At 44.8% G+C, this 12,127-nt stretch carries 10 protein-coding genes; 4 read left to right on the top strand and 6 right to left on the bottom strand.

Features of this window, described 5'->3' with window-relative positions:
- Nucleotides 1–98: 98 nt before the first annotated feature.
- Nucleotides 99–296 (bottom strand): cold-shock protein, encoded by a 198-nt coding sequence (locus tag ACYVAA_RS06935; protein ID WP_460539877.1) that lies wholly within the window; start codon nucleotides 294–296, stop codon nucleotides 99–101.
- Nucleotides 297–385: 89 nt separating this feature from the next.
- Here ACYVAA_RS06935 and ACYVAA_RS06930 point away from each other — a divergent pair, with 89 nt between their 5' ends.
- Complete coding sequence (locus ACYVAA_RS06930) at nucleotides 386–883, top strand: SixA phosphatase family protein (RefSeq protein WP_460539875.1); 498 nt, start codon at nucleotides 386–388, stop codon at nucleotides 881–883.
- On the opposite strand, the gene ACYVAA_RS06925 is transcribed toward ACYVAA_RS06930, so the two are convergent.
- From ACYVAA_RS06925 to ACYVAA_RS06905, 5 genes are all read right to left on the bottom strand, one after another.
- Nucleotides 880–1,605 (bottom strand): Rossmann-fold NAD(P)-binding domain-containing protein, encoded by a 726-nt coding sequence (locus tag ACYVAA_RS06925; RefSeq protein WP_460539873.1) that lies wholly within the window; start codon nucleotides 1,603–1,605, stop codon nucleotides 880–882. The two genes, ACYVAA_RS06930 and ACYVAA_RS06925, sit on opposite strands and share 4 nt — an antisense overlap.
- Before the next feature lie 50 nt (nucleotides 1,606–1,655).
- Nucleotides 1,656–3,056, bottom strand: a complete 1,401-nt coding sequence (hslU, locus tag ACYVAA_RS06920; RefSeq protein WP_460539871.1) for an ATP-dependent protease ATPase subunit HslU — start codon at nucleotides 3,054–3,056, stop codon at nucleotides 1,656–1,658.
- Between the two features lie 296 nt (nucleotides 3,057–3,352).
- Nucleotides 3,353–5,836 (bottom strand): endopeptidase La, encoded by a 2,484-nt coding sequence (lon, locus tag ACYVAA_RS06915; RefSeq protein ID WP_460539869.1) that lies wholly within the window; start codon nucleotides 5,834–5,836, stop codon nucleotides 3,353–3,355.
- 193 nt (nucleotides 5,837–6,029) lie between these two features.
- Nucleotides 6,030–7,349 carry a M50 family metallopeptidase gene (rseP, locus tag ACYVAA_RS06910; RefSeq protein ID WP_460539867.1) on the bottom strand — a complete coding sequence of 440 codons (1,320 nt, stop codon included), beginning with the start codon at nucleotides 7,347–7,349 and terminating at the stop codon, nucleotides 6,030–6,032.
- Between the two features lie 3 nt (nucleotides 7,350–7,352).
- Nucleotides 7,353–8,519, bottom strand: a complete 1,167-nt coding sequence (locus tag ACYVAA_RS06905; protein ID WP_460539865.1) for a 1-deoxy-D-xylulose-5-phosphate reductoisomerase — start codon at nucleotides 8,517–8,519, stop codon at nucleotides 7,353–7,355.
- A 287-nt stretch (nucleotides 8,520–8,806) separates the two neighbouring features.
- Between ACYVAA_RS06905 and ACYVAA_RS06900 the strand changes: the two genes are divergently transcribed.
- The 3 genes from ACYVAA_RS06900 to ACYVAA_RS06890 all read left to right on the top strand — a co-directional run bounded on the left by ACYVAA_RS06900 (nucleotide 8,807) and on the right by ACYVAA_RS06890 (nucleotide 12,127).
- Nucleotides 8,807–10,255 (top strand): S1C family serine protease, encoded by a 1,449-nt coding sequence (locus ACYVAA_RS06900; RefSeq protein WP_460539864.1) that lies wholly within the window; start codon nucleotides 8,807–8,809, stop codon nucleotides 10,253–10,255.
- A 92-nt stretch (nucleotides 10,256–10,347) separates the two neighbouring features.
- On the top strand, nucleotides 10,348–10,764 hold the full coding sequence (locus tag ACYVAA_RS06895; RefSeq protein WP_460539862.1) for a nucleotidyltransferase substrate binding protein: 417 nt from the start codon (nucleotides 10,348–10,350) through the stop codon (nucleotides 10,762–10,764).
- A 100-nt stretch (nucleotides 10,765–10,864) separates the two neighbouring features.
- A complete protein-coding gene (locus ACYVAA_RS06890; protein WP_460539860.1) occupies nucleotides 10,865–12,127 on the top strand; it encodes a hypothetical protein in 1,263 nt (420 codons plus the stop codon).

Here is a 12,127-nt window from a genome sequence, read left to right as displayed (position 1 = left end):
CTTGGAGCGGCCTTGGTTTTCTTTTTCTTGAACAATTAAAATCAAAAAGAGAGCACTTTTCATTAAGTGCTCTCTTTTTTTTTCAAAAATGGCTGAACTTACTGCATGCTTTTTTTAACATTTATAGCATTCAATCCTTTTTTCCCTTCTTTAACATCAAAGAATACTTTGTCATTCTGCTCGACTTTATCTACAAGCCCCGTAGCATGTACAAAAACATCGTTTTGGGATTCATCGTCTATAATGAAACCGAATCCCTTAGCTTCATTGTAAAATTTCACTTTTCCGGTAAGCATAATAATTTAAATTGTTAGTGGTTAAATGAAGACTTAAAGTAAAAATATTACTCCAAAAAACAAACAGGTTTTTTTAGTATCTTAAACATATGAAAAAATTAATATTCTACAGACACGCCAAATCTTCTTGGGACAATCCGTTCTTGGATGACCACAAAAGACCACTGGCAGAACGGGGACTAAGGGATGCCCCGAGGATGGCAGAAAGGTTAAAAAAGAAAAACATTTCTCCTGATCATATGCTTTCCTCAGACGCCGAACGAGCCAAAGCCACCGCACTAATCACCGCAGACCACTTGGGTTTCCCAAAAGCTAAAGTAGCCTATACCAACCAGCTTTACCATGCCTCGTCCAACCAAATTCTAAAAACGGTCCGAAATCTCCCCAATAGCAAAGACATCGCTTTCGTTTTTGGACATAATCCGGGCTTAAATGACATCATAGATGATTTAGGCGGGGACATTGAAAACCTTCCAACCTGCGGACAGTTTGGCTTTACCTTTGACGTGGACGATTGGGATAAGATTGCTGCCGATAATGCAAAGGTTTGGTTTTATGATTTCCCCAAAAACAAAGCTAACAATTAAAACTTTCGCACATCTTGCAATACCTCCTCAAAATCTTCAACGTGGTCGATCAGGTAAGTCACCTTTTTCGCCACTGAAGAAGGAGCTTCCAATTCATCATTTTCCTTGAAAGAGATAAAGTTCTTTAAAGAACTGAAGTCCTGAGGATTCGCTGCCCTGATATCCTCTTGCATTGGGGTATCCACAATTCCCGGAGACAGGGCAAAATATTTTATCCCATAGCCATTTTGATCACTCTCTCTTTGGGCAACACCCGTCATTCTGTTCAAAGCAGCTTTGGAACTGCTGTACCCTGACCAGCCATCCATATCTTTATTTGCCGCCCCCGAAGAAATATTTACCACCATCTTCTCAACCTCCAACTCCCCAAATCTTCGGACATACTCGTTCATCAAAATTCCCGGCGCTACCACATTGACCAGCTGGATTTTAGCTATCCCCTCAGGGCTTAGCCTTCCCAGAGGTGCAATATCCCCTATCCAGCCTGCATTGTTGATCAGCACTACTTTTTTGTACTTTCCATTGGGAAATATTTCCGGCAGTTTGCTGACCAGGTCAGAAGGATTCTCCAAGTCGGTGACAACATGGGTGAAATTGCCAGAGGATTTCATGGGCGTCCGGGAGATCCCCACGACAAAATTTGCTTCGTCCCTTAGCAACTCCTCCATGATGGCCTTCCCCAGGCCTTTGCTACATCCGGTTAAAACATATAAATCTCCCATACTCAGTTGACAAAAAAGGGAAGCTATCCGCTTCCCTAATAATTTTCTCTTTACAATATATACTGGGACAGGTCCCTGTTCTGAACAAGTGAACTCAGCCTCTCCTCCACCATTTCTTTGGTTATCATGATTTTGGCATTGGCCTGAATGGTATCCGGCACATCAAACAGGAAGTCATTAAGTAAATGGCTCATTACTGTATGCAGCCTTCTGGCTCCGATATTTTCCACCTCTTCGTTGATTTTAAAGGCAATCCTGGCAATTTCTTCGATGGCCTCATCGGTATACTCCAAGGATACTTCCTCCGCCCCAAAGAGCGCCTGATACTGTTTGGTCAGGGCATTTTTGGGTTCCTTTAGGATCCTGGAAAAGTCTTCCTGGCTAAGGCTGTCCAACTCGACCCGTATCGGAAAACGTCCCTGGAGCTCTGGAATTAGATCCGAAGGTTTGCTGACATGGAAGGCTCCAGCTGCGATAAAGAGCACATGATCCGTATGGACCAATCCATATTTGGTATTTACGGTACTTCCTTCTACGATGGGCAAAAGGTCTCTTTGCACGCCTTCTCGGCTCACATCCGGCCCGCCGCCTCCTTTGCTGCTTTTGGATGCTATTTTGTCAATTTCATCGATAAATATGATTCCGTTGTTTTCGGCCAAAAATATCGCTTCCTCTTTTACTTCATCAAAATCAATCAGCTTAGAGGCCTCTTCTTCCATGAGGATCTTCCTTGCTTCAGCAATGGTTACTTTACGCTTTTTGGTCTTCTTTGGCATCATCCCGCTGAGCATATCCTGCAGGCCTGCCATACTGGCATCATCCATCATTCCATTACCGATCATACCAACTCCCACGGAGGAAGATTGCTTGACATTGATCTCTACCTTCCTTTCTTCAAGCTCTCCGTTTTTCAGTTTTTCCCTGAAACGCTCCCTTGTCCTTTCGTTCAGCTCTTGTTCTGAAGCCTTCTCAGGATCAAATTCACCGTTGTCATTGTTTCTTGAGGTTGAAAAGCTGGGCGTTTTTACTGGAGGAATCAGGATATCCAACAGAATATCATCTACATTCTCAGCCGCTTTTTCCTTTACTTCTTCATTTTTGGTTTCCTTGACCAAATTAATGGCCTGTTCCACCAAATCCCTCACCATGCTCTCCACATCCCTTCCCACGTAACCCACTTCCGTGAATTTCGAAGCTTCTACTTTGGTAAAAGGGGCATTGGCCACCTTGGCCAATCTTCTTGCGATCTCCGTCTTACCCACCCCTGTAGAGCCTATCATCAGGATATTGTTCGGGATGATATCCTTTTGCAGCTCACTTTTCACCATCATCCTTCTGATCCTGTTTCTCAGCGCAATGGCTACGTTTCTTTTGGCGTCATTTTGCCCGATGATGTACTTATCCAGTTCATGGACAATCTGCCTCGGGGTCAAATTATTTATTTCTTTCATATTATTTCCATTTCAAGAAATCAGACCAATCTGAATCAATTATTGTTCCTCATCCTTTTGAGTTCATGCCTTTATTATCTCATAAAGCTTCTCTGCATACAATAGTTCATTCTCTAACGGCTCCAAAGTATCATCTAAACTTACCTGTTTGACCACTTTGTCTCCGTTTCCTGATAGCTGATTCCACCAATTAAGATCAATCTTATACCAACCAATTACTCCTACAAAACAAGCTTTCCTCCACAAAGGTTGTATAGCTTTCTTCTCTTAGTCACTTTTTTATCCAAGTTTACCTTTTAGGCTTGGGCAGTCTGGACAGGGTTGTCAAAGGTAAAGTCCATTGGCTCATTGACCTTGGATTTTAGCAAGGCAATATCCAACACCTCTTCTACATTGTCCACAAAGTGGAAAGTTACCCCTTTCACATACTCCTGACTGATTTCCTCAATATCCTTACGGTTTCGCTTACAGAGAATAATTTCTTTGATACCCGCTCTTTTGGCCGCAAGTATCTTTTCCTTTATCCCTCCTACCGGCATCACTTTGCCCCTAAGGGTGATTTCACCGGTCATGGCCACTTTGGATTTCACTTTTCTTTGGGTGTACACGGATGCTAAAGCCGTCAGCATGGTAATGCCTGCAGAAGGGCCGTCCTTTGGAACCGCTCCTGCCGGAACATGGACATGCAAGTCGTACTGGTCAAAGATCCGGTGGTCGATACCGTATTTGCTCGCCCTGGATCTTAAATAAGAGATCGCCGTCATCGCTGATTCCTTCATCACATCTCCTAGCTGACCTGATAGGGTCAGTTTTCCTTTCCCCTTGCTCAAAGAGCTTTCCACGAACAGGATTTCTCCCCCTACGGATGTCCAGGCCAGTCCCGTAACCACCCCGGCCACGCTGTTGTCCTGATACATTTCCTTATCAAAAATCTCGCCGCCCAAGGTCTTTCTGACAATGGCTGGGGTGATTTTCTTTTGGTAATCCTCTTCCATGGCAATGGATTTGGCTACGTTTCGGATCACGGTACCTATCTGTCTTTCCAGGTTCCTGACGCCAGATTCCCTCGTGTAATCTTCAATGATTTTCACGATGGCAGACCGGTCAAAGTTGATGTCCTTGGCCTTTAACCCGTGCTCTTTGCGCTGTTTTGGAATCAAGTGCTTTTTGGCAATCTCCACTTTTTCCTCCATGGTGTAGCCCGTCACTTCTATGACCTCCATTCTGTCCCTCAAAGCCGGCTGTATGCTCTCCAGTGAATTAGCAGTAGCGATGAACAGCACCTTGGACAAATCATAGTCTACTTCCAGGTAATTGTCTACAAAGGCACTGTTTTGCTCAGGATCCAACACCTCCAAAAATGCCGATGAAGGGTCCCCTCTGAAATCAGAACTTAGTTTATCAATCTCGTCTAATACATAAACGGGATTGGACGTCTTGACCTTCTTCATATTCTGGATGATCTTACCCGGCATGGCTCCGACGTAGGTCTTCCTATGCCCCCTGATCTCCGCCTCATCATGAAGGCCTCCAAGGGACATCCTTACATATTTTCTACCCAGTGCCTTGGCGATGGACTTGCCCAATGAGGTCTTGCCGACACCGGGAGGTCCATAAAGACAAAGAATCGGCCCTTTCAGGTCCTGCTTTAATTTCAACACCGCCAGGTACTCGATGATCCTTTCTTTGACCTTGTCAAGGCCATGGTGGTCTTTATCCAAAATCTCCTTGGCCCTTTTCAGGTCAAAGTTATCCACGGTAAATTCATTCCAGGGCAGCTCCACCATCACTTCTGCGTAATTCAGGGCAATAGGATACTCCGCTGCAGAAGGATTGATCCTGAGTATCTTGTCCAACTCTTTATCAAAGTGCTTGGCCACCTCGGAAGGCCAGCCTTTCTTGCTTCCCTTTAGCCGGAGTTCTTCCACTTCCTTTTCCGGCCCCTCTTCTCCCAGTTCTGTTTGGAGAATTTTCATTTGCTGCCGCAGAAAATAATCCCGTTGTTGCTGATCGATGTCCGTATGAACCTTCTTGTGGATTTCACTCTTAAGCTCCAGCATCTGGATGTCCTTCATCATGAATTCCAGCAACAGGGTAGCCCTGTCCAGCCCGTCATTGATTTCCAGCAGCTTTTGCTTGGACTCTACAGAGGCATTGATATTGGAAGAAAGAAAATGGGTCAAAAAGGCCGTGTTGTCAATATTGTCAAGTGCCACTTGTGCCTCACGGGGGATCTCTGGGTTTAACTGCAGGATCTTTGCCGCGGCATCCTTGAGAGACTCCTCCAATGCCTGGATCTTCTTGTTTCCTTTTGGAAAAGTTTCCTCCAAATAGTCTACTTTTGCCTGGAAGTATGGATCCTCAGTGAGGGTCTCCTTGATCTTAAAGCGCTTTTTCCCCTGTATGATAATGGTGGTATTCCCATCGGGTAGCACGATCATTTTCACAATTTTCGCTATGGTCCCCACATGGTAGATATCCTCCCATGAAGGGTCCTCCACATTGGGATTGATCTGGGCACAAACCCCGATCATTTTATCCCCTTTTTGGGCTTTTTTAACCAATTTGATAGAACGTTCCCTTCCAACGGTAATAGGAATCACCACCCCTGGAAAAAGAACCGTATTTCTAACTGAGAGGATAGGAATCTCTTCCTTGAAATCCTCTAGTTGGGCCTGGTCATCGCCCTCATCATCAGTGATCAGCTGGATAAGATCTCCTTCTCCGGCAAAATCCCCCATGATTAATGACTGAAATAGCGAACTATTGTTTTTGTTCATATAGAGAATGACTGTTATTTTGTCATAGTTAGATTTAAAATAAAAGAAGAACCTTGAAATAACAAAGGTTCCTCTACTAAACTCAATGGATATGCCAATATAAAAAAAGGGGCAAATTGGCAGGTTTTAAAGGATCGACAAAAAAAGGGGCAAAAATTACTTTACCCCTTCTTCATCCAAGTCACCATTTCTATTATCCTCCGGTGAACAATTTTAATATATCGTTCCCTATGGCAAACACCATCAAGGCCAGTAGCAGCACCATGCCCACTTTTTGGGCATTTTCCAGAAACCTCTCGGAAGGGCTTCTTCCGGATACCATTTCATAAAGTAAAAACACTACATGCCCTCCATCTAAAGCAGGGATGGGCAATAAATTCATAAAGGCCAGGATCATGGAAATAAGCCCGGTGATACTCCAAAACTTCAACCAGTCCCAATTGCTTCCGTAGATCTTTGCCATACCTATAGGGCCGCTGACATTCTTGGTGGACACCTCCCCTGTAAACATCTTACCCAATGCCTTGGCATTGACGATCACTACACTGAATGCCTTTTCTGTCCCTTTACCTATGGATTGTCCAAAAGTATAGCTTTTTCTTACCGGCTTGATCAAGGGATCCACCATAACACCGATGGTACCATCCTCATATACATCCAGCTTTCCTTCTTTACGCTGTCCATTTCTCTCATAGGCTAAATCAATTTGGCTGGAAGCGTTATCTGCCAGCCGCTGCTGGAAATCAGAAAAATACCTTACCTTCTCTCCATTGACCGCCAGGACCTTATCCCCCTGCTGCAGCCCCAACTTCTCCGCATGACTTCCCTTGGTGGCCTCTACAATAACAAATGGAATACCGATATCAATAAACTGGGACATGCTCTCCTGACTGGAGAAGGAGTTGATAAATCCTCTCGGGATATCAATTTTGATGATCTCCCCGTCCCTGTCTACGGTGTAGTAGCCATTTTCGCTTAACAACACATCTCCACTGGAAAGATCGGCCAGGCTTTCGTAAGGTTTGCCGTTTACATCCAGCACTTTATCGCCATCCTTAAACCCGATCTGCTGCCCTATTTCATACGCTACAATACCATGCTCAATGACCTGTTCTCTGGAAAAATAAGTTTCTCCACGGTCATAGGTAAGCGCTATAAATATGATGATTCCGGTAATGACATTGACGATTATTCCCCCGAGCATCACTATCAGCCGCTGCCAGGCAGGCTTGGCCCTGAATTCCCACGGTTTGGGCTCGGAAGCCAGCTGCTCGGTATCCATCGATTCATCCACCATACCGGAGATCTTCACAAATCCCCCCAAGGGTATTGCCCCTAAAGAATACTCTGTCTCTCCGTACTTAAAGCCTACTATCTTGGGAGGAAAACCAATAGAAAATTTCTCCACGCGCATTCCGAAGAGCTTTGCGGCCAACATATGTCCCCCTTCATGAAGCCCCACCAGAATCGACAAGCCCAGCAAAAGCTGACCCACCATAATCAACGTATCCATACTTTATTGTTTAATCTTAATAAATTCTTCTGCTATTATTCTTGCCTTTTTGTCAGTCTCTATATAGTCCTCCAGGGAAGGCTGCCTGACAAAATCCACTTTTCCCATTGTTTCACCAATAATATCGGACATTTCCAAGAACCCTACCTCGTCCCGCAAAAATGCAGCCACAACGATCTCGTTGGCAGCATTAAGCACACAAGGAGCATTCCCTCCCTTTGCCAAAGCGTCAAAGGCCAGTTGCAGGCTCCTGAAGGTCTTGCTATCCGGAGCTTCAAAGTCCAAGGAAGGATATTGCATAAAATCAAACCTTGGAAAATCGGACACTAACCTGTCCGGATACGACAAAGCAAACTGAATAGGAATACGCATATCCGGCAAACCGAGTTGTGCCTTCATGCTTCCATCTTGAAACTGGACCAGGGAGTGGATAATGGATTGGGGATGAACAACCACCTCGATTTGATCAGGATCAACACCAAACAGCCATTTTGCCTCGATCACCTCGAGCCCTTTATTCATCAATGAGGCCGAGTCGATAGTGATCTTGGCCCCCATGTCCCAATTGGGATGTTTTAGGGCCTGCTCCTTGGTAACGGTTTCCAGGAAGCTCTTGTCTTTTCCTCTAAAAGGTCCTCCGGAAGCCGTCAGGATAAGTTTCTCAATTGGATTATGGAACTCCCCTACCAAACATTGAAAAATAGCGGAATGTTCGGAATCCACCGGATAGATGTTTACTCCTTTTTCTCTGGCCAGCCGGGTAATCAACTCCCCCGCCACCACTAATGTCTCCTTATTGGCCAGGGCAATTTGCTTTCCAGAATTGATTGCACTGATGGTTGGCAATAAGCCCGAATACCCTACCAGCGCAGTCAATACAATATCTATGCTCTCCATCTCCACCACTTGGGAAAGCGCTTTCTCCCCGGCATACACCTTGATAAAATGCGGATCGAGTGCTTCCCTCAGCCCTTGATACTTCGACTCATTGCCGATCACAACTGCATTTGGCCTAAACTCCAAAGCCTGCTCAATCAACAGGTCGACATTATTCTGGGCGGTCAACACCTCTACCTCAAAACGGTCAGCATGGCTTCTAATCACCTCCAACGTCTGCGTCCCTATACTTCCTGTGGATCCCAGAAGGGCCACTCTCTTTTTATTTGACATCGATGTCTGATTTCTCTGCGATAAGACGATTTGTCTCTTTAGCTCAGTAAAAGCTTTCTCAATAAGCTGACAAATTTACAAGCTTCAAAGACTTTTCCTTTGTTTTTTTGTCACTTTTTCACCCTCAAAAAAACTGGCACTTACTTGGACAGGTTTTACTTGATGCTTAGGTTAAGCTTTCTTAATACTATGCCTTGGTATCAAAAGTGAAGTTTATTAAAAAATGTTAAAGGTATTATCCAAAAAGTGAATAGACCGTAAATTGATTGGTATAAAAATTTCGTCATATGCAAAAAAGCATTAAAACATTCGTCTTGGCATTTATGGCTGGCCTCCTCGGAGCGTGGACATACCAGCAGTTTTTGGTAGAAGACGCTCCTATATCGTTTGAGGAGGGGTATACACCTACCAATATTTCCAGACAGGTCAATTACATGGAAGATGATAGGTCAGCAACCACCAATATGCCTCCTATATCCTTTGTGGAAGCCTCTGAAAAAAGCACGGGATCGGTGGTGTTTATCAAAAACTTCTCTGGAACGGATTACAGGAGATACGGCATGTTTGACCTCTTCTTTGGTCCACAGGGTGGGCCCAGCCAGCGAGTGAGCACTGGATCTGGTGTCATTTTCAGTGAAGATGGTTACATCATCACCAATAATCATGTGGTGGAAAATGCGGAAACACTTGAAGTGGTGCACCGCAAAAAAACCTATCAGGCAAAACTCATTGGAACAGACCCCAATACAGACATAGCGGTCCTGAAAATTGAAGCAGAAGGTTTGCCCGCTATACAAAAAGGCAGCAGCCGGGACCTAAAAATCGGAGAATGGGTGATAGCAGTTGGCAATCCCTTTAACCTTACCTCCACGGTCACTGCGGGGATAGTATCGGCCAAGGAGCGACAGATCAATATACTTGGCGGGGATTTCCCATTGGAGTCATTCATCCAAACGGATGCCGCCATCAACCCCGGCAATTCTGGAGGAGCCCTGGTCAATGTCAAAGGGGAGCTAGTGGGCATCAACACGGCCATTCTTTCAAGAACAGGGTCATATACTGGCTACGGATTTGCGGTACCCGTGGACATTGCTTCCAAAATAGCCAATGACCTGATCAAATATGGTGAAGTCCAGAAAGCCATCCCGGGCATAGAAGCAGCGGAAATCACTCCCGAGCTTGCCCGAGAAATGGACCTGAGTTCCTTGGATGGAGTAGTGGTGACCCATGTGATCAGAAATGGGGCCGCAGAACAATCAGGCATCAAAGTCAATGACGTCATCAAAGCCATTAATGGCGTGAAAGTCACCGGAAAAGGCAGCTTTGAAGAGGCCCTTTCCTATTATTACCCAGGGGACAGGGTCACTGTAACCTATAACCGGAACAAGCAGCAAAGAAGCACCCAGCTTACCTTACAGAACCTGGAAGGAGGGACCGGGGTCTTAAAGCGGGCATTCTATTCTTCTGCCTTGCTGGGAGCAAGACTGGAGGCCGTCAATACCGTGGAAAAAGACCGAATGCAAATCGACTACGGTATCAAAATCACCGCTCTCTCGAGAGGCTACCTGAATGAACTCGGACTGGGCAATGGCTTTATCCTTACCGAAATCAACGGTGAACCGGCAAAAGACCCTGAAGAGATCGGAAAGTTCCTTGAAGAGTATAGCGGCAGGCTTGTGGTAGAGGGACTTACACCAAGAGGGCGCCCCTTCAGACAATCCTACAGCGTTAGATAAGCACAATTTAGACACAAATTAAATTATAAGCACCGGGAAATTTCCGGTGCTTTTTTAGTGGAATTTTGTATTTTTAGAAAAACGAGATTACTATGAAAGCCCAGCCAATAACTTGCGAGAAGCGCTTTGAAGACTTCTCCAATTCGCTAAAGGAACTTCAGGATGTCATTGAAGAAATCAAACTGAAAGGTTTAAATCCCAAGCTAGAACAACATCTGCACCGGTCATTTGAGGTAACTCATGAAATGGCATTAAATACCATGACTGAATATTTCAAAGGGCAAGGTCGCCCTGAATACTCCGGCTCTCGGGACGTCACGCTGGATGCCTTTGATGAAGAATTGATTGATGATGGCAAAGGCTGGCTGGACATGATCATCTGCCGAATAAAGGCAACTCCCGTGTACACAGAAAACGAAGAGGACAACCTCACTTCGAATATTCTAAAAAACTACATCTACCTTTTTGAAAATTTCGAAGGACACATGAAAAGCATATTGGACCTATAAGCTTAAATATAAAAAACCAACTTTTTTAAGGATATAGTGTAGCACACGGAGGCTGTTCCACGTCTAAGGAAAAAAGCTTTAACCAAATAATCCCTTAGCCATGAGACAGTCTCCACTTCCTAAAGGCATTTGGTGCCAATTGATCCTATTTTTCATCATCTTCATTGGTATCTCAAGCTGTCAAGACCAAATAGAAAGCACCTTTACCTATCACACAAAAGTGGCGGTGAATATGGATGCCGAAGTATTCAGGCAAATGAATGTAGGACAGGTTCCTGCAAAAACCATTGGTGAAACCGGGAAAATCTATGCCTATCAGGATTTTTTGTTCGTAAGTGAACCACTGGAAGGAATCCACGTGATTGACAACAGTGATCCATCGAGCCCTCAAAATATCAGCTTCATAGAAATCCCGGGAACCGCTGATTTGGCCATCAATGATGACATCCTCTATGTCGATAGTTATATTGACTTATTGGCATTTGATATAAGCACCCCCTTCCATGTTACCCTCTCCAAGCGGATTGAAGACGTTTTCATGAGTTATTACACCAATCCCGCAGCAGGGACTTTTATGATATTTAAGGACACGGTGATCTCCACCACGGAACCTCAAAGAATATGGAATGGACCTATTTTTTGGCTCGAATCCATAGCCTTTGATGCGGTAAGAAACGGCGCCAATAATTATGGGCAGGGAGGTTCTCTGGCCCGTTTTACCTTGGCCAATGAGCACCTCTACACCGTGGATGACTATGACTTGAGACTTTTTGACATCAGCGAAAAAGATAACCCGGAATTTATAAAAAAGATCAATCTGGGATGGGGGATAGAAACCATCTTCCCCTTTAAGGACAAGCTCTTTATCGGATCGACCACAGGAATGCACATCTATGACATCTCTTCTCCGGCAGCACCCGAAATGCTTTCTGTTTATGCCCACCTGACCAGTTGCGATCCGGTTGTGGCCAATGATGAACATGCTTTTGTTACTTTGAGAAGCGGCAACTTGTGCCAGCAAGGTGCAGACCTGCTTGAGGTCCTGGACATTTCTGATCCTTCCCAACCCGAATTGCTAAAGTCATACCCTATGCAAAATCCGCATGGACTGGGCCTGGCGGGAGAGAGCCTCTTTGTTTGTGAGGGAGAGTTTGGGCTGAAGAGCTATAAAATAAATGACGTGATGAACATTGACCAAAATCAAATGCAGCACCTCAAAAACCTTAATGCCATAGACCTTATTCCAGGACCAAAGTCTTTGATTGTAATTGGCAGCAACACCATCTGCCAATACGATTATAGCACACCCAACCAGCTCAAACAGCTAAGTTGTATTGAAATAGAAAGAGAGCAGCTTTATTAA

The organism is Echinicola sediminis (genome assembly GCF_054777495.1).
This window is presented reverse-complemented; position numbering and strand designations above follow the sequence as displayed.

What these genes read in the sequence shown, in the direction of transcription:
- ACYVAA_RS06935 (WP_460539877.1), bottom strand. Translation starts at nt 296, where the DNA reads ATGCTTACCGGAAAAGTGAAATTTTACAATGAAGCTAAGGGATTCGGT.
- ACYVAA_RS06930 (WP_460539875.1), top strand. Translation starts at nt 386, where the DNA reads ATGAAAAAATTAATATTCTACAGACACGCCAAATCTTCTTGGGACAAT.
- ACYVAA_RS06925 (WP_460539873.1), bottom strand. Translation starts at nt 1,605, where the DNA reads ATGGGAGATTTATATGTTTTAACCGGATGTAGCAAAGGCCTGGGGAAG.
- hslU (WP_460539871.1), bottom strand. Translation starts at nt 3,056, where the DNA reads ATGAAAGAAATAAATAATTTGACCCCGAGGCAGATTGTCCATGAACTG.
- lon (WP_460539869.1), bottom strand. Translation starts at nt 5,836, where the DNA reads ATGAACAAAAACAATAGTTCGCTATTTCAGTCATTAATCATGGGGGAT.
- rseP (WP_460539867.1), bottom strand. Translation starts at nt 7,349, where the DNA reads ATGGATACGTTGATTATGGTGGGTCAGCTTTTGCTGGGCTTGTCGATT.
- ACYVAA_RS06905 (WP_460539865.1), bottom strand. Translation starts at nt 8,519, where the DNA reads ATGTCAAATAAAAAGAGAGTGGCCCTTCTGGGATCCACAGGAAGTATA.
- ACYVAA_RS06900 (WP_460539864.1), top strand. Translation starts at nt 8,807, where the DNA reads ATGCAAAAAAGCATTAAAACATTCGTCTTGGCATTTATGGCTGGCCTC.
- ACYVAA_RS06895 (WP_460539862.1), top strand. Translation starts at nt 10,348, where the DNA reads ATGAAAGCCCAGCCAATAACTTGCGAGAAGCGCTTTGAAGACTTCTCC.
- ACYVAA_RS06890 (WP_460539860.1), top strand. Translation starts at nt 10,865, where the DNA reads ATGAGACAGTCTCCACTTCCTAAAGGCATTTGGTGCCAATTGATCCTA.